14 protein-coding genes are annotated in these 19029 nt (G+C 59.2%); 9 read left to right on the top strand and 5 right to left on the bottom strand.

Annotated elements, in window-relative coordinates:
* Nucleotides 1–128: 128 nt before the first annotated feature.
* From RLO149_RS07650 to RLO149_RS07610, 9 genes are all read left to right on the top strand, one after another.
* A complete protein-coding gene (locus RLO149_RS07650; protein WP_013961507.1) occupies nt 129–1388 on the top strand; it encodes an ABC transporter substrate-binding protein in 1260 nt (419 codons plus the stop codon).
* Between the two features lie 97 nt (nt 1389–1485).
* Entirely contained in the window at nt 1486–2412 is a 927-nt protein-coding gene (locus tag RLO149_RS07645; RefSeq protein ID WP_013961506.1) for a carbohydrate ABC transporter permease, read from the top strand.
* Nucleotides 2413–2480: 68 nt separating this feature from the next.
* Nucleotides 2481–3329, top strand: coding sequence for a carbohydrate ABC transporter permease (locus RLO149_RS07640; protein ID WP_011569006.1), 849 nt, complete (start codon nt 2481–2483; stop codon nt 3327–3329).
* Nucleotides 3326–5410, top strand: coding sequence for an alpha-galactosidase (locus tag RLO149_RS07635; protein WP_013961505.1), 2085 nt, complete (start codon nt 3326–3328; stop codon nt 5408–5410). Before RLO149_RS07640 ends, RLO149_RS07635 begins: the two co-directional genes overlap by 4 nt.
* 85 nt (nt 5411–5495) lie before the next feature.
* Nucleotides 5496–6266, top strand: a complete 771-nt coding sequence (locus RLO149_RS07630) for an SDR family NAD(P)-dependent oxidoreductase (RefSeq protein ID WP_013961504.1) — start codon at nt 5496–5498, stop codon at nt 6264–6266.
* Nucleotides 6267–6273: 7 nt separating this feature from the next.
* Nucleotides 6274–7179: a 2-dehydro-3-deoxygalactonokinase gene (locus tag RLO149_RS07625; protein ID WP_013961503.1), complete on the top strand. Its 906-nt coding sequence runs from the start codon at nt 6274–6276 to the stop codon at nt 7177–7179.
* Entirely contained in the window at nt 7176–7781 is a 606-nt protein-coding gene (locus tag RLO149_RS07620) for a 2-dehydro-3-deoxy-6-phosphogalactonate aldolase (RefSeq protein ID WP_013961502.1), read from the top strand. The genes RLO149_RS07625 and RLO149_RS07620 overlap by 4 nt, the downstream gene beginning before the upstream one ends.
* Nucleotides 7778–8638: an SMP-30/gluconolactonase/LRE family protein gene (locus RLO149_RS07615; protein WP_013961501.1), complete on the top strand. Its 861-nt coding sequence runs from the start codon at nt 7778–7780 to the stop codon at nt 8636–8638. The genes RLO149_RS07620 and RLO149_RS07615 overlap by 4 nt, the downstream gene beginning before the upstream one ends.
* Complete coding sequence (locus RLO149_RS07610) at nt 8635–10545, top strand: beta-galactosidase (protein ID WP_013961500.1); 1911 nt, start codon at nt 8635–8637, stop codon at nt 10543–10545. Before RLO149_RS07615 ends, RLO149_RS07610 begins: the two co-directional genes overlap by 4 nt.
* 15 nt (nt 10546–10560) lie before the next feature.
* On the opposite strand, the gene RLO149_RS07605 is transcribed toward RLO149_RS07610, so the two are convergent.
* From RLO149_RS07605 to glgC, 5 genes are read right to left on the bottom strand one after another with little or no spacing between them, the layout of a single operon-like run.
* On the bottom strand, nt 10561–12192 hold the full coding sequence (locus RLO149_RS07605) for an alpha-D-glucose phosphate-specific phosphoglucomutase (RefSeq protein ID WP_013961499.1): 1632 nt from the start codon (nt 12190–12192) through the stop codon (nt 10561–10563).
* Nucleotides 12189–14189 (bottom strand): 4-alpha-glucanotransferase, encoded by a 2001-nt coding sequence (gene malQ / locus RLO149_RS07600; protein ID WP_013961498.1) that lies wholly within the window; start codon nt 14187–14189, stop codon nt 12189–12191. The genes RLO149_RS07605 and malQ overlap by 4 nt, the downstream gene beginning before the upstream one ends.
* Complete coding sequence (gene glgX, locus RLO149_RS07595) at nt 14179–16275, bottom strand: glycogen debranching protein GlgX (protein ID WP_013961497.1); 2097 nt, start codon at nt 16273–16275, stop codon at nt 14179–14181. Before glgX ends, malQ begins: the two co-directional genes overlap by 11 nt.
* Before the next feature lie 9 nt (nt 16276–16284).
* Nucleotides 16285–17724, bottom strand: a complete 1440-nt coding sequence (gene glgA, locus RLO149_RS07590; protein ID WP_013961496.1) for a glycogen synthase GlgA — start codon at nt 17722–17724, stop codon at nt 16285–16287.
* A gap of 1 nt (nt 17725) precedes the next feature.
* A complete protein-coding gene (gene glgC, locus RLO149_RS07585) occupies nt 17726–18985 on the bottom strand; it encodes a glucose-1-phosphate adenylyltransferase (protein WP_013961495.1) in 1260 nt (419 codons plus the stop codon).
* Nucleotides 18986–19029: the final 44 nt, after the last annotated feature.

Genomic DNA, 19029 nt, shown 5'->3' with positions numbered 1-19029 from the left:
CCCACCGGGAAAAGAACACTGTTGACACTTTAGGCAGATTGCGTTGTAGTTTTCAATATATAAAACCAAGTTTCACATAATGGAACTGATAGTCTTGCAAGTAGCAACCGTACCTTAGGGAGGACACCATGCGCTTCACCACCACATCCATGGCTTTGGCATTGGCCGGATCAACCATAATTGCCGGGGCCGCACAGGCTGAGCTGACGGGTGATCTGAAAATATTCCTTGATACCTCCAACCCCGCGCCCCGCGCGACGATGGAAAAGATGATTGGCGATTTCGGTACGCTGCACCCCGATCTCAACATTGAGACCACGGTGATTGACCGCGAAGCCTATAAAACGCAGATCCGGAATTTTCTGACCGCGGACGCGCCGGACGTTGCCACATGGTACGCCGCAAATCGCATGACACCCTACGTGTCCGCAGGGTTGTTTGAGGATGTCTCTGACCTCTGGGCAGAGCCTGAGATTGCCGAAAACCTTGCCTCCACCAAAGGTGCGATGACCATCGATGGCAAGCAGTGGGGCGTGCCCTACACCTATTACCAATGGGGCGTCTATTATCGCAAAGACATCTATGAGGAACTGGGCCTGTCCGAACCGGCGAATTTCGATGAGATGAAATCCAACTGTCAGGCGATCGTCGATTCAGGCCGTGCCTGCTATACCATCGGCTCCAAATTTCTGTGGACGGCGGGCGGCTGGTTTGACTATCTCAACATGCGCACCAACGGCTTTGATTTCCACATGGCGCTGGCCGCCGGTGAGGTGAAATGGACCGATGACCGTGTGCGCGCCACCTTTGCTAACTGGCGCGAGTTAATCGACATGGGGGCCTTTGTGGCCAACCACCAGAACTATTCCTGGCAGGAGGCCCTGCCCTTCATGGTCAATGGCGAAGCTGCCGCCTACCTCATGGGCAACTTCGCTGTTGCACCGCTGCGCGAGGCGGGCCTGACGGATGATCAGCTGGACTTCTACCAGTTCCCCGCAATCAACCCCGATGTCGCATTGGCCGAAGATGCGCCGACGGATACCTTCCACATCCCATCGGGGGCTCAGAACAAGGAAGCCGCGCGCGAATTCCTGCGCTACGTGGTCTCTGCGGATGTTCAGACCGAGATCAACAACGGGGCCAATCTGGGTCAGTTGCCGATTAACGCAAGCGCGTCGGTGGATGATGACAAATTCCTGAACGAGGGTTTCGAGATGCTGTCGGCCAATTCACCGGGCGGCGTCGCGCAGTTCTTTGACCGCGACTACCCAGCAGAAATGGCGGCGGAAGCCATGCAGGGATTGCAGGAATTCATGGTAATCCCGGACAACCTCGACGATATCCTGAACCGTCTCGATAAAGTCGCCGCGCGCGTCTACAGCAAGTAAAACCGACATCGGGCCGGGCGCACATGTGCCCGGTCTGCGCCACCCCGCAGGTTAGCATGCTGGCCATGGCGGATCCGCACGCCGCAGGAGATGCTTCATGTCAACAGTTGATCCCACCATCACATCCGGCACCGCAGATCGCAGCTGGTACAAGCGCAACGAAATCGCCGTAACGCCTTGGCTGTTTTTGGCTCCTGCCATCCTGTTCTTTGCCTTCTATGTGATCTGGCCGATCTACCAATCCATCGTGATCTCGTTTTACGACTGGGACGGGCTGGGCGAGGCGCGCTTTATAGGCATGGGCAACTACGTCGAACTGATGGACGACGGCGCGTTCGAGGTGTCGCTCTGGAACAACCTCAAGTGGCTGCTGTTTTATCTGCTGGCCATTCCCGGCGGTTTATTTATCGCGCTGTTTCTCAATCAGACAGTCACCGGCATACGCCTTTATAAATCATTGTTTTTCTTTCCCTTCGTGATCAGCCAGGTGGTGGTCGGCCTCGTTTTTTCATGGTTCTACCTGCCCAATGAGGGGCTGCTCAATGGGATGCTGGGCCTTGTGGGGCTTGGTCCCGTCAATGTGCTGGGCGATCCGTCATGGGCGACCTATGGCATTATCGCGGCTGGCCTCTGGCCGCAGACGGCCTATTGCATGATCCTCTACCTCACCGGGCTGAACGCCGTGGACCCCGAGCAGATCGAGGCGGGTCGACTGGATGGAGCCAAGGGCTGGAAAATGCTGTGGTACATCATCATCCCGCAGCTCAAACCCGCCACCTTCATCGCCTTTGTGGTCACGATCATCGGCGCACTGCGCTCGTTCGATCTGATCTCAATCATGACCAACGGTGGACCGTTCGGGCAGACCCGGGTGCTGTCATTTTACATGTTTGAAAAAGCGTTGTCCGAATACGGGTTCCGCATGGGCTATGGTGCTGCCATCGCGGTGGTGCTGTTTCTGATCATGCTGGTCTTTATCGCGTATTTCCTGTGGTCCATGTGGAAAGAGGAGCGTGGCCGATGACCCATTTGCGCACCCCCTTTCCTGAGGCAAAACACGCGGTCCTGCCAGCCCGCACGGAGGGTTAAGAGATGTTCCCCACCCCCATTGAAAAGCGATCCCGCCCTGCACAGCTGACCTATCAGTCCCTGCTGCCGCTGGCGCTGATCATGTGGTTGCTGCCGCTTATCGCGGTTGCCGTGTTCTCCGTCAAACCGGCCGAAGACTTCACCCAGGGGAATTACTGGGGCATGCCGTCGTCTTTCGAATTGTTCAACAACTACGGGCAGGTGTTCTTCAACTCTGACATGCCGCGCTACATGCTGAATTCGGTCCTGATTACTGTCCCAACTGTCGTCGGTGCCGTCGCGCTGTCCTGCCTCGCGGGCTTTGCGCTGGGGATTTACAAATTCAAATCAAACATCTGGATATTCTTCATGTTCGTGGCGGGCAACTTCGTGCCCTTCCAGATCCTCATGGTGCCGGTGCGTGATCTGACACTCGATATGGGGCTCTATAATACCAAAACCGGGTTGGTACTGTTTCACATCGCGTTTCAAACCGGGTTCTGTACGCTCTTCATGCGCAATTTCATCCGCGCCCTGCCGTTCGAGCTGATCGAAGCCGCGCGTGTTGAAGGCATCGCGGAGTGGAAGATTTTCTGGTACGTCGTGATCCCCCTGATGAAACCCGCGATTGCGGCGTTGTCGGTGCTGATCTTTACCTTTATCTGGAACGATTATTTCTGGGCGGTGGTCCTGACACAAGGACCGGAAAGCCAGCCTGTCACGGCGGGCATCACCTCGTTCAACGCGCAGTTCCGTGCGGCCTATCACCTGATGAGCGCGGGCAGCATTGTCGCCGCCCTGCCCCCGGTTCTGATGTTCTTTCTGATGCAAAAGCACTTTATCGCAGGTTTGACGCTGGGCGCCGTCAAGTGACAGAGTGCTGGCGGCTGGATGACGCGCGCCAGACGCTGGCGCTTGCCTCGACAAATGGGCGGTGCCCGCAGGTCATTTACTGGGGCGCGCCCCTGCCACCGGGCGAAGACCTGTGCGCGCTCAGCGATGTCAGCACGCTCGATGTGACGGGTGGCATGCTGGATCAGAACCCGGATCTGTCGCTCTGCCCTGAGGCTGCACGCAGCTTCCCGGGCCAGCCCGGTCTCATTGTGCGTGACCGGGACGGCACGCCTTTCCTGCCGAAATTCCGGCTGGATCACGTGACGCAGTCCGAGCTGACCTTGACCGTGACCTGCGTCGACGCGGCCAACCAACTGACCTATGTGGCGGAATTTACGCTCGATGCCGACACCCATGTGATCGCCATGACAGCACGGCTATCTGCTGACCGACCGCTGCATCTGCACTGGCTGGCCGCCCCTGTCCTGCCCGCCCCGCAACATAGCGAGGAGATGATTGATTTCGCAGGCCGCTGGTGTGGTGAATTCCAGATGAACCGCACCGCATGGTCGCCGGGCATCCGCTACCGCGAAAACCGCACGGGGCGCACCGGCCACGAGCATTTTCCCGGTCTGGTCGTTCCCTGCAAGGGGGCGACCAATACCGCAGGTGAGGCTTATGCCTTTCACTACGGCTGGTCCGGCGGGCACCGGATGATCGCCGAAGAATTGCCCGATGGCCGGCGCCAGATCCAGTTCGGCCACGCCGCCCGCATGGAAACGGCTGCCGCCACTGAATTCCGTACCGCCCCGCTTTATGCGGTCTATTCCTGCGACGGTCTCAACGGCTGCGCGGTCTCCTTTCAACGCCATGTGCGCGACCGGATCGTCAGCTGGACCGAGACGGGCCGCCCGCGCCCGGTGCATTATAACTGCTGGGAAGCGGTCTATTTCAAACACGACCTGCCGGTGCTCAAGGACATCGCCACACGGGCCGCCGCCCTTGGTGCGGAGCGTTTCGTGCTGGATGATGGCTGGTTCGGGCAGCGCGACGATGACACCTCGTCGCTGTCGGACTGGGAAGTGGACCCGCGCAAATACCCGGACGGGTTGGGGCCGCTGATCGATTTTATACATGCACAAGACATGAGTTTTGGCATCTGGTTCGAGCCGGAAATGATCAATCCGAATTCCAACATCCACCGCGCCCATCCCCATTGGGCGTTGGGGGCAGAGGATCAAATCCTTGGCCGTCAGCAAAAGGCGCTCAACATGGCCTTGCCGGAGGTGCGCGATTTCCTCTATCAGCGCATATCTGCGCTGCTCTCTGCTCACCCCATCGACTACATCAAATGGGACCACAACCGGGTCTTGCCCATGCCCGATGCGGCCCAGACCCGCGGCTCCTATGCGCTGATGGATCGGCTGCGCGCCGATTTTCCGCATGTGGAAATTGAAAGCTGCGCTTCGGGTGGCGGGCGGATTGATTTCGGCATCCTGCACCGCACGCAAAGGGTCTGGTTGTCCGATAGCAATGATGCGCTGGAACGGCTGAAGATGCAGCACAACGCCGCGCTTTTTTTACCTTCCTGCGTCACCGGCAGCCATGTGGGGCCGCGCAAATGCCATACCTCGGGCCGTATATTAGACATTGAATTCCGCGCTTGGGTGGCGGCACAACGCCATATGGGGTTTGAGATGGACCCGCGCGAGTTGACCGACGAGGAAGCAGACGTTCTGCGTGATGTTTCCCAGTGGTGGAAGAACAACCGCGACTGGATGGACACAGGCGATATCCTGCGGCTGGATGCGGCGGACCCGTCGGTCATTGCCGAACAGCAACTTGCCCGGAACGGCGGCCAATTCGTGGTCTTTGTCGGTAAATCCGGCACGTCGGATCAGATCGCCCCGCGCCCTTTGCGCCTGACCCGGCTGGAGCCAGAGGCGCGTTACGAGGTCAGCCTGCGCAATCGCAAGGCCGCATCGCATCTGTCGCGGGGCTCTTTGGCCCTCAAGGACGGCCCTGTCACGCTGAGCGGGGCAGCCCTGATGCAAAACGGCCTCACGCTGCCATGGAGTTTTCCCGAATCCATGTGGGTGCTGGAGGGCCGCCGCCTGTGACACGAAACACGGAATTTACAATGGCCCTGCGTCACCAAGCAGTGTATCGCAGACGCCTACGCCGCCCACCAGACTGGAGATTTTCATGACCAAAACCGCAACTTTTCATGACCTCAAGGGCGCTTCGATCTACATAACCGGCGGTGGCTCTGGGATAGGTGCGGACCTCACGGACGGATTTCTGGCGCAGGGGGCGAAGGTCGCCTTTATCGGTCGTTCTGACGCCACTGCGTTTGTCGCGCAAATGGAAAAAAAGCACGGGGTTGCACCACTGTTTTTACAAGGCGACATCACCGACACGGACCGACTGCGCGAAACGATCGCCGCCGCCGAAAAGGCGCATGGCCCGATTGACGCACTTGTATCAAACGCAGCCAACGACCAGCGCCACAACTGGCTCGAAACCACACCCGAGGAATGGGATGCCTATCTGGACATCAACCTCAAAGCCTATTTTTTCGCAGCGCAAGCGGTTGCGGGGTCGATGATCAAACGCGGTGCGGGGTCGATCATCAATTTCAGCTCCATCAGCTACATGATGGGCAACGCGGGCTATCCGGCCTACACGGCGGCCAACGGCGGCATCACAGCCCTGACCCGAAGTCTTGCGCGCGAACTGGGTCCAAACGGCATCCGCGTGAATGCCCTGGCACCGGGCTGGGTGCTGACCCCGAAACAATTGGACAAATGGGCCACACCAGAAGGACTTGCCGCACACCTTGAGCGCCAATCCCTCAAGACCCATCTGGAGCCACAGGATGTTGTTGACGCCGTTTTGTTTCTGGCCTCGAAAACGAGCCGCATGATGACCGGGCAATGCATGGTCGTGGACGGCGGCGTGGTGACGACAGGGTGAGTGCACAATGAGCGGGACATGCACACCAGAGTGGATCGCGCTGGATTGGGGCACGTCGAACCTGCGCGCCTTTGCGATGCAGGGGGCTACGGTTCTGGCGCGCGCAGCTTCGGATGCCGGGATGAGCAAGCTCGAACCGACAGGCTTTGAACCGGCGCTGCGCACACTGATCGACCCTTGGATACATGATGGCTTGGGTGCCATCATCGCCTGTGGCATGGTCGGGTCGCGGCAAGGCTGGGCAGAAGCCCCCTATCGCGCAGTGCCTTGCGCGCCCATTGCCGACGGGCTGACGCAAATCACGATGCACACCGGTCAGCGCGTTCATATCGTATCAGGCCTGTCCCAAAACGCGCCCCCTGACGTGATGCGCGGTGAAGAAACGCAAATCGCGGGGTTTCTCAGCCTCAACCCGCAATGGGACGGCGTGTTGTGCATGCCGGGCACGCATACCAAATGGGTGCATCTGAGTGCCAGTGAAGTCGTGAGTTTTCAGACCTTTATGACGGGCGAGATCTTTGCCCTGCTCAGCGAGGTTTCGGTTTTGCGTCACTCGGTCGCGCCAGACACATGGGATGAGGCCGTGTTTCAGGACGCCGTCGCCGACAGCCTGAGCCGTCCCGAACGCGTGGCTGCCAAGCTCTTTGCGCTGCGGGCGGGTGACTTGCTGAGCCTGACCGCGCCGGACAACGCCCGTGCGACATTGTCGGGATATCTGATCGGCATGGAAATCGCCGCCACACGCCCTTATTGGCTGGGACAAAATCTGGCAATTCTGGGCATGAACCCGCAGGCGCACGCCTATCAGACAGCGCTGAGCGCACAGGGCGTGCCCGCAACCATGGTCGATGCGGAACGTGCCACTCTGGCCGGGTTAACGGCCGCACACCGACAACTGAAAGCCTGCACATGACCTTGCCTCTTATTGCCATTCTGCGCGGTGTGACCCCCGATGAGGTTTGCAGCGTCGCCCATGCCTTAGTCGATGTCGGGATCACACAGATCGAAGTGCCCCTGAACTCGCCCGACCCGTTGGAAAGCATCACCCGTCTGGCGCGGGAATTGAGCGATGCCGCGTTGATAGGTGCCGGCACTGTTTTGGACACCGAACACGTCGCGGCGGTGGCAGATGCAGGGGGCAAACTGATTGTATCGCCCAATTGTGACCCCGATGTGATCAGAGCCACCAAAGCACGGGACATGCAAAGCTGGCCCGGCATATTCACCCCCACCGAAGCCTTTTCAGCGCTCAAGGCTGGGGCAGATGGGCTGAAACTCTTTCCCGGTGCGATGGCCGGCCCGTCAGGGTTGGCCGCCATGCGTGCAATTCTGCCTGCGGGAACTCTCGTTTATGCTGTCGGTGGTGCGGGTCCTGAAAACTTTCAAACCTGGATCGACGCGAGCGCGGATGGGTTCGGACTGGGATCTGCCCTGTTCAAGCCCGGGATGAGCGCGCAACAGGTTGCAGAAAATGCCCGCGGTATCGTCTCCGCCTATCGGGAAGCCGTTGCATGACGGCGCAGGTCCATGATGCCCGCGTCTGCACGCTCGGCGAAGGGGCACTCTGGCATCCACAGCGCCGTCAGTTGTTTTGGTTTGATATTCTGGAAAACGCGCTTCTGAGCAGGGACGAAACTGGCCTGCGGCACTGGCTCTTTGACGAAACCGTGTCAGCGGCTGGTTGGGTAGATGACAAGACACTTCTTGTCGCCTCTGCAACGGGTTTGTGGCAGTTTGATCTGCGCACGCAACAGCGCCGCCTGATCGCCCCCCTTGAACAGGACCGCACGGAGACGCGACCCAACGACGGGCGCGCTGACCCATGGGGAGGGTTCTGGATCAGCACCATGGGGCGTGATGCACAATATGAAGCCGGCGCAATCTATCGGTATTTCAAAGGATCGCTGCGCAGGCTGTTCGGCCAGATCACAATCCCGAATGCGATCTGTTTCGCGCCGGACAAAAGCTGCGCCTATTTCACCGATACCGCGACGCAGAAGGTGATGAGAACGCAGCTGGATAGCGATGGCTGGCCACAAGGTGAGGTATCTGTGTTTCTTGACCTGACGCAGGACGGGCTGAACCCGGACGGCGCGCAGATGGATGCAGCGGGCCGTATTTGGATTGCCATGTGGGGGGCCGGCAAAGTGATGTGTTTCAACGCGCAGGGACAGCTTGAACGCAGCATTTCACTGCCAGCGCAAAACGTGACCTGCCCGGCCTTCGGCGGAGATAACATGGATACTCTCTTTGTCACTTCATCGGCCAATGGCCTGCCTGAGACATCAGATGGAAAGTCGACCCAGCATGGTATGACTTTTGCCATAAACGGGGTCGGCGCAGGCCTGCCGGAACCGCAGGTCATATTATGAGCGCGCCGCTGAAACGCGCCCTTGGCGTCTGCTATTACCCTGAACACTGGCCCGAAGACATGTGGGCCAAAGACGCCGCACGCATGGTATCGGCAGGCATCACATGGGTCCGCATAGGCGAATTCGCATGGAGCCGGATGGAACCGGAGCCGGGGCGTTTCACCTTTGACTGGCTGGACCGGGCGATCGATGTTTTGGCCAGTGCTGGCCTGAAAATCGTGTTGGGCACACCGACCTGTACCCCGCCACGCTGGATGCTGGATCGGTTTCCGGACATGCTGGCCGTCGATGCACTGGGGCGAACGCGCAATTTCGGCTCACGGCGGCACTATTGCTTTAGCCATGCAGGCTATCGCAAAGCCTCCGCCGCGATTGCTGATGTTTTGGGACGAAGATACGGACAAGATCCGCACATTCACGCATGGCAGTTGGATAACGAATACGGCTGCCACGACACCGTTCTGTCCTATTCGGAGGCCGCGCGCCTCGCCTTTCAGGACTGGCTCGCCACGCGCTATGGTACGATCGACGCGCTGAACACCGCTTGGGGCAATGTGTTCTGGTCGATGGAATACGAAAGTTTTGCGCAGGTGGATTTGCCCAACCTGACGGTCACAGAACCCAACCCAAGCCACGCGCTGGCCTTTCGCCGTTTCAGTTCCGATCAGGTGGTTGCCTATCACATGGCACAGGTCGACGCCCTGCGCGCCCATACCGATGCGCCGCTGATCCACAACTACATGGGCCGGGTGCTGGATTTTGACCATTTCGAGGTCGGACGCTCGATTGAAATCGCAAGTTGGGACAGCTATCCGATCGGGTTTCTCTCTGACCGGCTGGAGGCGACGCCGGCGCATAAATCCCGCTATTTGCAGCAGGGTGATCCGGATATGCAGGCCTTTCACCACGACCTGTACCGGGCGGTCGGCAAGAACGGCCGCTGGTGGGTGATGGAGCAGCAGCCGGGGCCCGTCAACTGGGCACCGCACAACCCTGCCCCGCTGCCCGGCATGGTCCGGCTCTGGACGTGGGAGGCCTTTGCCCATGGGGCAGAAGTGGTCAGTTATTTTCGATGGCGACAAGCCCCGTTTGCGCAGGAACAGATGCACTCTGGACTGCTGCGGCCTGACGATGCGGCCGCCCCCGGGCTGGCCGAGGCAGAAGCCGTCGCAACAGAAATCAGCGCAATGCCTGAGGTATCTGTGCAGCAAGCGCAGGTCGCTCTGATCTTTGATTATCCATCAGAATGGGCGTGGGCCACGCTGCCACAAGGCGCCGGGTTCACATATTTTGGACTGATGCTCGATGCCTATCGTGCGCTGCGCAAGCGCGGGTTGTCGGTCGATATCCTGCCGTCCACCACATCTGATCTGTCCGGGTACAGGCTGGTGCTGGTGCCTGGCCTCGCCACACTGCCCGACAGTCTGCGCCATGCGCTTGGCCAGACGACCGCCCTTGTTGGGCCGCGCAGCAATTGCGTTACAGAAGAGCTGACGATACCGACCCCAATGGGCCCCGGTCTGCCGGGCCTGGATGTGACCGTGACACGGGTGGAAAGCCTGTCACCTGGCGCGCACCGCACCGTTCCGGGGATCGGTGTTATGCAGCATTGGGTTGAGACCTTGGAGGGGTCTGCGCAGGTAACCCTGCAGGATGCGGATGGGGCCGCATTGGTGGTCTCAAGCGGGGCGCTTTCGTATCTGGGCGGTTGGCCGGATGCAGCGCTCTGGGATCATCTGATCGCCGATGCCGCCGCCCGCTGCGGGATAGAAACACGGCAAATGCCCGAAGGCCTGCGCTGCCGAGAGACCAAAACGCACCGTTTCTATTTCAACTACGGCGATGCACCCTGTGAGTTTGATGGCCTGACCCTGCCCGCCGCTGGTGTGGCTTGGGTTGCGATTTAGCACGCGGCAGTGACTTCATGTGCGCACGTTCGGTTCCGTGCGGCCAATGTGGGAGTGCATGGCGGTCATTTCGATAACTGCCGCGCGTACAGATGCCAATGCGGCCTCGGCCGTCAACGAATGATCAGCCTCTGGCCCCGCATATTGCTCCAGATAGACACGCAGCGTTGCGCCTTCCGTGCCCGTCCCGGACAGCCGCAAAACAGCGCGTGCGCCACCGCCAAAGCTGATCCGCAATCCCTGATTGTGACTGACCGAACCATCCACCGGGTCATGATAGGAAAAACTATCTGCAGTGGTAACCGTCAATCCTGACCAGACCGTGCCGGGCAAAGCGTCAAACTTCGCCTCCAGCTGGGCCATCAGGGCATTGGCCGCCTCTGTCGGCACAGCCTCATAGTCATGGCGTGAATAATAGTTCCGACCGTATTCTGCCCAATGGTCCTTAAGAATATCCGCCACGGATTGCTGACGCACCGCGAGAATGTTCAGCCAAAGCAAGACCGCCCACAGTCCGTCCTTTTCGCGCACATGATCTGAGCCCGTACCGGCGCTCTCTTCACCGCAGAGCGTGACCTTGCCTGCGTCCAGCAGATTGCCAAAGAACTTCCAACCCGTTGGCGTCTCAAAGCTGTTGATACCCAGCTTTTCAGCGACGCGGTCACTTGCAGCACTTGTGGGCATGGAGCGCGCCACGCCCGCAAGCCCCGCTGCATAAGCAGGTGCCAGATGCGCATTGGCCGCCAGAACGGCGAGACTATCGGAGGGCGTCACATAGGTGCCACGCCCGACAATCATGTTGCGGTCCCCGTCCCCGTCAGAGGCCGCACCGAAATCGGGGGCGGCAGGCGACATCATCTCATCCATCAGCACTTTGGCCCAGACAGGGTTCGGGTCGGGGTGACCACCGCCAAAATCCTCGCTCGGGACCGCATTGATCACCGATCCGGCTGCTGCGCCAAGCTGGTCTTCCAGAATAGCCTTTGCATAGGGTCCGGTGACGGCGTGCATCGCATCAAACCGCATTGTAAACCCACCCGAAAACAGCCCTTTGATCTTGTCAAAATCGAACAGGTCTTCCATCAGGGCAGCATAATCAGAGACCGGATCAATGATCTCAATCCGCATCTCGCCGATTTGGTACTGGCCAATCTGGTCCAACGCGATATCCGGCGCATCCGATATTCTGTATTCGGTGATCTTGAGCGTTTCATCGAACATGCTGGCGGTCACGGATTCAGGTGCCGGGCCGCCATTGGCGACATTGTATTTGATGCCGAAATCCTCATCGATACCGCCGGGATTATGGCTGGCCGACAGGATCAGCCCGCCGTCGGTTTTGCGTTTGCGGATCAGATGAGAGACAGCCGGCGTCGACAGTAAGCCGCCCTGCCCGACAATCGCCAGCGCCGCGCCATTGGCCGCGGCCATCTTCAGGATGATCTGGATAGCCTTGTCATTATAGAACCGACCATCGCCGCCGATGACCAGTGATTTGCCCGCGACCCCACCGATTGCATTGAAGGTGGATTGCACGAAACACTCCAGATAGCCCGGTTCCATGAATACCCGGGTTTTCTTGCGCAGCCCCGACGTGCCGGGTTTCTGGCCCTCAAAAGGGCCTTTTTGTATGCTCGACAGGGTCATCCATCTTCCTTTCGGTCTGCTATGTTTCGTCCTGCACGGGCCATGATCGTGCCCGTGGCCTTCAACGCTTTATTCTTGGCGAGTGCTGCACCGCTCACCGGGTACCTCCGCCGCCAGTTCGGGTGCGCTTCAATCGTGCCCGGCAGATTCTGAGCCTCTGTCAAAGATAAAACATCGTCAAGCTGCACTGCCACCAAAGCTGCAGGCGATGCAGCCAAGTCCGCATGCACCTTGTCTCGCACAGCCGCCGTCACATCTTTCGGCAGGCGTTCAGGTGCGGGTATCGCCGACAATTGGCGCTTTTCCTTTGACCGGGAACGCCGCGCACGCGCTGCCGCGCCTTCATCAATCCAGCCAAGACGGTGCCACCAGTCAATATCACGCCCCTTCCAGAAACCCGACAGCGTCGGTGTGTCATGCGTGCCAAAGCAAGCCAGAGACTGCGCGCGCAAATGATCCGGTGTCAAAAGCACGCCTTTTGCGTCTTTTTCATATTGCAGCACGGAATAGCCATAAAAGCCATGTCCCGCCATCTCAGCACGAAATCCATCGGGCACAAGGCCGAGGTCTTCGCCGACAATCACCGTGCCGGCACGCTGCGCCTCGATCGCGATCAGTGCGACCAGAGACTTCAGCGGCTGACGCATATAGGCACCGGGGCTGCCATCCTGCGGTATCCAGAAACTGCGGCTCAGCCCCAAGGCGTGGTCTATCCGCATAAGGCCTGCGTGTTTCATGTTTTTCGCAAGGATAGCGCGCAGGGCGGCATAGCGCGTCGCCTTGAGCTTGACCGGAGAAAGCGCCGCAAGCTGCCAGTTCTGTCCCGCCGGGCTGAGGTGATCAGGCGGCGCACCAAGGGATACGCCCTCGGCGGTGGCCGTCTCTGTGCCCCAGGTTTCCGCGCCACCGACGCGCGCGCCCACAGCCAGATCAAGGTATAGCCCCAACGCCATCCCTGCAGCACGCGCCGTCTGTTGTGCCACATCAAGCTGTGTATCAGCGCGCCATTGCAGCCATTTGTGAAACATCAAATCCACGTTTGATGTCTCGTGCAGTGCATTTTTCGGGTCATGCAAAGCCTGCGGCCAGTCGCGCCAATCGGGCCCATGTTTCTGGCTGACCTGTTCGAAAACTGCAAACTCGACCAGTCGCGCCCCTTCGACATCGCAAAACGCATCGAACGCTTTGCTTTCCGGCACCGTGGCGTAGCCCAGAAACGCTTCGAACTCACGTTGCAAAGCAGGCCGCTGAAGCCGGCGATGCTGCGCATAATCCAGCAGATCACCAACTGGGGTTTCAGCCGGGTTTGGCGTCAAAGGCGCGATATGGTCGGTGTTGAGAAAGCCGCGATGTGTGGGGGAATAAGGGCTGATCGTGTCCCCCGCCGCCATCCCGAGCGCATGTACCGGGTTGATACCAAGAAACCCCGCGCCACATCGGCCAAAGATCGCGGCAGCCTCAGCCAGATCCGCAAAACTACCGATGTGTTGTCCGCTGCGTGACCCAAGCCCGTATAATGCTGCCATCACCCCCCAGCAGCGTTTCGTTTGGGCGATCTGCTGCAGTGACGGGGCTTGTGCAGGTGCGGCGATCAGGCAGGCTTCCTGCGGACCATTTGCGCCGTTAAGCACAAGAGCATGCACCCCCATCGGCAAAGCGGGCAGTGAAATATGCGTCTCGCTCCGCCCTTCTGCCAGAACCTGATGCGACCCTTCGGCCAAAACCGACCACGCAACCGGACGGGTACACACGATGTGTTGCGGGTGATCACAGGCTACGACGATCTCATCCTGTACGTAGGCTGCGTCCTTGTCAGCGCGCAGGGCCTCAAGTGTTTCGCGAACTTCTGCCGGTGTTTGCGCGCTATATCCATTGGCGCGTATCAGAGCAGCTTGCGTTTCCGGCGAGGTCACATGAGTGACGCCCTGCATGTCGTTAAACTCGGCGAAAACACCCACTTCCGCAGCGAGCTGGGACAAATACAGATCAGCGTTCATGCGCGTTATCCACAGGCGCGAGCGTCAGGGCGACAACTTCTTCGGCCTCGACCAGGAATTCCGCTTCGACTTTGGCGACGCTGGATGCGGCCCCGGTTCGAAGCCCGACCTTCCAGCCCTGCGCGTCTGGCGTGTCTGGCAGCCTGAGTTTCACAGCCTCGGGCGCGCGGTTTATGATCACCAGCACCGCATCATCATGGACCGTATTAACCACCGCATCCGCGGACCCGCGCAACATCAGACAAAACGTCGATAACCCCGGGTCATGCCAGTCAGGGGCAGCGCCCGAGACATCAAACCACGCCACATCGGGCAGCCCATCGCTGACACGCATTGCCCCGTGCAGAAACCGCGTCTGGCGCAGCACCGGATGGGCGGCCCTGAACGCGGAAAGCTCTTTTACAAAGTGGGCAAGGCCGGATTGATCTGCCTGCCAGTCGACCCATCCGATGGCATTGTCCTGACAATAGGCATTGTTGTTGCCCGCCTGCCCGTTGCCCATCTCATCGCCCGCAAGCAGCATCGGGGTGCCTTGTGACAAAAACATCGTGGCAAGCATGTTGCGTTGCCGTCTTGCACGTCTGGCCAGAATATCCGGGTCAGATGTGGGCCCTTCCACGCCACAAGGGTCCGAATGATTGGTATGATGTCCGTCTCGGTTTCCCTCGCGGTTTGCCTGATTGTGCCGCTTGGCATAACTCGTTGTATCCGCCAGCGTGAACCCGTCATGCGCTGCGATGAAGTTCACCGACGACCACGCACGCCGCCCACGGTGATCAAACACTTCAGCAGAGCCCAGCAACCGCGCGGCAAGGTCCTGCGCGCTGTGGCTGTCGCCTTTCCAGAAGCGGCGAACCGTATCGCGATACGCGTCGTTCCATTCGGCAAATTCGGGCGGGTATGCCCCCAACTGGTATCCGCCGGGTCCGATGTCCCAAGGTTCCGCGATCAGTTTGACCCCGGCCAGCACAGGGTCCTGACGCAGCGCATCCATGAACCCACCCTGCGGGTCAAACCCATCCGCTTCGCGCGCCAGCGTTGTTGCCAGATCGAAACGAAATCCGTCGACGCCCATGTGCTCGACCCAGAAGCGCAGGCTGTCGAGCACCATGCGCAGCACCTGAGGGTGCGCGACATTCAGCGTGTTGCCCGTACCCGTGTCATTCACGTAATATCGCGCGTCCTCATCGGTCAACCGATAGTAGGAGGCATTATCGAGACCTCGAAAACTCAGCGTCGGGCCGCGCTGATCGCCCTCGGCCGTGTGATTATAGACCACATCCAGAATGACCTCGATCCTGGCAGAATGCAGTCGGCGCACCATCCGCTGAAAACCTGCGATCCCTTCGGGTCCGAAATACCGCGGCTCAGGTGCAAAAAATCCAATTGTATTGTAACCCCAGTAGTTTGTGAGACCTTTCTTAAGTAGAAAACTATCGTTCAGAAAGGCATGTACCGGCAGAAGTTCAAGCGCTGTGACGCTTAGCTGCTTGAAGTGGTCCAGCATTTCATCACTGGCCAGCGCTTCGTATGTGCCACGGGTAGCAGCGGGAATGCGGTCGTTTTGTGCCGTCAGACCTTTGACATGCGCTTCGTAGATCAACGTGTCTTCCCAAGGCGTCTGTGGCTGATCGGTAATTTTCGTAAAAAGCGCGGGGTCGCTGACAACCGACTTGGCAACATAGGGCGCGGAATCGCGCGGATCAAAAGACAGATCTTCCGCGGCGTCCCCTTCGACATAGCCAAGCTTCGCAGGATTATCGGCAAACGCGCCGCACAGCTGCCGGGTATAGGGATCCAGTAAGAGTTTATTGGGGTTAAACCGGTGCCCCTGCTCGGGCTCATAGACCCCATGGGCGCGGTATCCGTAGACAGTACCAAGCGGCAGTCCCTGCAGATAACCGTGCCAGATATCGCCACTGCGTTCCGGCAAAGGCAGGCGCGCGACCTGCGTGCATCCGTCTGGCGAAAACAAACACAGATCAATCTGACTGGCATGCGCCGAGAACACGGCAAAATTCACGCCACGCCCATCATGATGCGCGCCCATGCGCAGCGGGCTCCCGGATGTGATCTGATATTCCATGAGGTTGGGTTATCCGCCCAGAAGGCTGTCGTAAACCTCAAGATAGGCTTTGGAGGAAGTCTCCCAGCCGACGGGGTGGCGCATTGCGCGGCGCATCATCCCGGACCAGATTTTCGGCTGCTCGAAAAGATCGCAACAGTGGTCGATGGCATGGGACAGCGCGGACGGTGTCACCGGCGCAAATTGCACACCCGTCGCACAATTCGCAGCAAGAGCGGCTTCGTTTGCGTCGACGATGGTGTCGGCCAGCCCGCCGGTGCGCGCCACGACCGGCACTGTGCCATAGCGCAACCCGTAAAGCTGCGTGAGGCCACATGGCTCAAACCGCGACGGGATCAGGATCGCGTCACTGCCCCCCTGCATCAAATGGGACAAATCCTCGTCATATCCGATGATCACCCCAACAGCCCCCGGAAAGCGATGCGCGGCGGCGACAAAGCCCGCCTCAAGGTCGCGATCCCCACTGCCCAGCACCGCAAGCCGCGCGCCACGCGCCACAAGGCCGGGCAACACATCGAGAAGCACGTCGACGCCTTTCTGCGTGGTCAACCGGCTGATCACACAAAACAGCGGCGCATTCTCAGGCGGTGTCAGCCCGAACCGCTCAATCACCGCTTTGTGGCTTTGCTGCTTTGGTTTCAGACGCTTGACCGAATACGGGGTGGGCAACACCGGGTCAGTTTCCGGGTTCCAGACATCAAGGTCGATACCGTTCAGAATGCCGCTGACATCACGCGCCCGCGCGCTCAGCAACCCCTCAAGGCCCATGCCAAATTCCGGATGCATGATCTCGCGCGCGTAGGTGGGGCTGACGGTCGTGATCTTGTCGGCTAATGCAACGCCAGCTTTCAAGAACCCCAAGTTGCCGTAAAACTCGACCCCGTCCTGGGTATAAAGCGCATCATCCAGCCCGAGGGGTTCCATCAGATCGGCTGCAAAAAGCCCCTGAAACGCGATGTTGTGGATCGTCAACACGCAGGGCGGCGTTGGCGCGTTCATCTGATGCAGATAGGCCGGGACCAGTCCCGCCTGCCAGTCATGCGCATGCACGATATCCGGCTGCCAGCCTGCGACGCCGTTTGCCGCAACTTCTGCGGCGACATAAGATAACGCCCCGAAACGAAGAGCATTATCGGGCCAATCCTCACCATCCGCATTCTGATAGATACTACCGCCCCGATCAAAAAGATGCGGCGCATCAAGGAGCAGCAAATCAAGTCCCTCCGCCACAAGGTGGATGAGACGCGCCTTGCCCCCGTGCAGGTCAGGCGTTTTCCACACCGTCTGGCCTTTAACTGACATTTTCTTCAAAGCCGGATAAAGCGGCAGCATCACGCGCGCCTCAACCCCCAGATGCGCAAGCGCTTTGGGAACCGCGCCGATCACATCCGCCAGACCGCCCGTTTTGACAAACGGCGCACATTCCGACGCCACAAAAAGTACTTTCACGTTACATATCCAGCTTGTCGATCATCGGTTGCGTAATCAGGCAGACGCCACTTTCAGTGCGCCGAAACCGCTCTGCATCAAGGGCTGCGTCTTCACCCACGACCAGCCCTTGTGGAATGATCACACCCCGATCCACAACCACATTGGTCAGACGTGCATTGCGATTGATCACCGCATAGGGCATGCTCACCACCCCTTGCAGTTGCGAAAACGAATGCGTGCGCACGCCGGTGAAGAGCAAGCAGCGCTCAAGACTGGACCCAGAGATGATACACCCGCCAGAGACCATGGAAGACACCGCAGATCCCCTGCGCCCCTCTTCGTTATGGATGAATTTTGCCGGCGCGGTGAGTTCCGAATAGGTCCAGATCGGCCATTCGGTATCGTATAGGTCCAACGCCGGTTTGAAATCCGTCAGATCAAGGTTGGCCTGCCAGAAGGCATCAACCGTGCCAACATCGCGCCAATAGGGCGCTTCCTCGTTTACCGTGAGAACGCATGAGCGACTGAAGGGATGCGCGACGGCCTTTCCTGTTCGCACAATCAGCGGAATGATATCACTGCCGAAATCATGGGAATACCCCGGCGTTGCTGCACAATCTTCCATGATTTTGAAAAGGTACTCAGTTTCAAAGACATAGATCCCCATGCTGGCCAAAGCCTGGTCGGGATGTCCTGGCATCGCGGGCGGATCACTGGGTTTTTCGACGAAATCGAGAATGCGGTCTTCGGTGTCCACTTTCATCACGCCGAAACCGGTGGCTTCCATGCGCGGCACTTCGATACAGCCGACGGTGACATCGGCACCGCTGTCCACGTGATGGCGGATCATCTCCGCATAGTCTTGCTTGTAGATGTGATCGCCCGCCAGAATGATGATGTATTTCGGGCCGTACCCTTCGATGATGTCTTTGTTCTGGGCGACCGCATCGGCCGTGCCCTTGTACCAGTTTTCATCATTCATCTGTTGCGAGGCAGGCAGAATGTCGAGCGACTCGTTGCGTTCCGCGCGAAAGAAACTCCAGCCCCGTTGCAGGTGTCGGATCAGCGAATGCGCCTTGTATTGGGTTGCGACCCCGATCCGCCTGATTCCGGAATTCACGGCATTGGACAGGGGGAAATCGATGATCCTGCTCTTGCCACCAAAGTACATCGCAGGCTTGGCGCGCCGGTCCGTCAGCTCATAAAGGCGGCTGCCCCGCCCCCCGGCCAGAACAAAGGCCATGGTCTGTTGCGCCAATCGTTGCTCTTCTCTGTTCATCGTGTCGTCCTCCCCTAAAGTGTAATTGCCTCTTTGCGGGCGTC

It is taken from the genome of Roseobacter litoralis Och 149 (assembly GCF_000154785.2).
Lineage (GTDB): Bacteria > Pseudomonadota > Alphaproteobacteria > Rhodobacterales > Rhodobacteraceae > Roseobacter > Roseobacter litoralis.
The sequence above is the reverse complement of the archived record's forward strand: the minus strand, read 5'-3'. Positions and strand labels throughout refer to the sequence as shown.

Bases quoted from the DNA above. Each gene is read 5' to 3' on its own strand.
- RLO149_RS07650 (WP_013961507.1), top strand. From the start codon at position 129: ATGCGCTTCACCACCACATCCATGGCTTTGGCATTGGCCGGATCAACC.
- RLO149_RS07645 (WP_013961506.1), top strand. From the start codon at position 1,486: ATGTCAACAGTTGATCCCACCATCACATCCGGCACCGCAGATCGCAGC.
- RLO149_RS07640 (WP_011569006.1), top strand. From the start codon at position 2,481: ATGTTCCCCACCCCCATTGAAAAGCGATCCCGCCCTGCACAGCTGACC.
- RLO149_RS07630 (WP_013961504.1), top strand. From the start codon at position 5,496: ATGACCAAAACCGCAACTTTTCATGACCTCAAGGGCGCTTCGATCTAC.
- RLO149_RS07625 (WP_013961503.1), top strand. From the start codon at position 6,274: ATGAGCGGGACATGCACACCAGAGTGGATCGCGCTGGATTGGGGCACG.
- RLO149_RS07620 (WP_013961502.1), top strand. From the start codon at position 7,176: ATGACCTTGCCTCTTATTGCCATTCTGCGCGGTGTGACCCCCGATGAG.
- RLO149_RS07615 (WP_013961501.1), top strand. From the start codon at position 7,778: ATGACGGCGCAGGTCCATGATGCCCGCGTCTGCACGCTCGGCGAAGGG.
- RLO149_RS07610 (WP_013961500.1), top strand. From the start codon at position 8,635: ATGAGCGCGCCGCTGAAACGCGCCCTTGGCGTCTGCTATTACCCTGAA.
- RLO149_RS07605 (WP_013961499.1), bottom strand. From the start codon at position 12,192: ATGACCCTGTCGAGCATACAAAAAGGCCCTTTTGAGGGCCAGAAACCC.
- malQ (WP_013961498.1), bottom strand. From the start codon at position 14,189: ATGAACGCTGATCTGTATTTGTCCCAGCTCGCTGCGGAAGTGGGTGTT.
- glgX (WP_013961497.1), bottom strand. From the start codon at position 16,275: ATGGAATATCAGATCACATCCGGGAGCCCGCTGCGCATGGGCGCGCAT.
- glgC (WP_013961495.1), bottom strand. From the start codon at position 18,985: ATGAACAGAGAAGAGCAACGATTGGCGCAACAGACCATGGCCTTTGTT.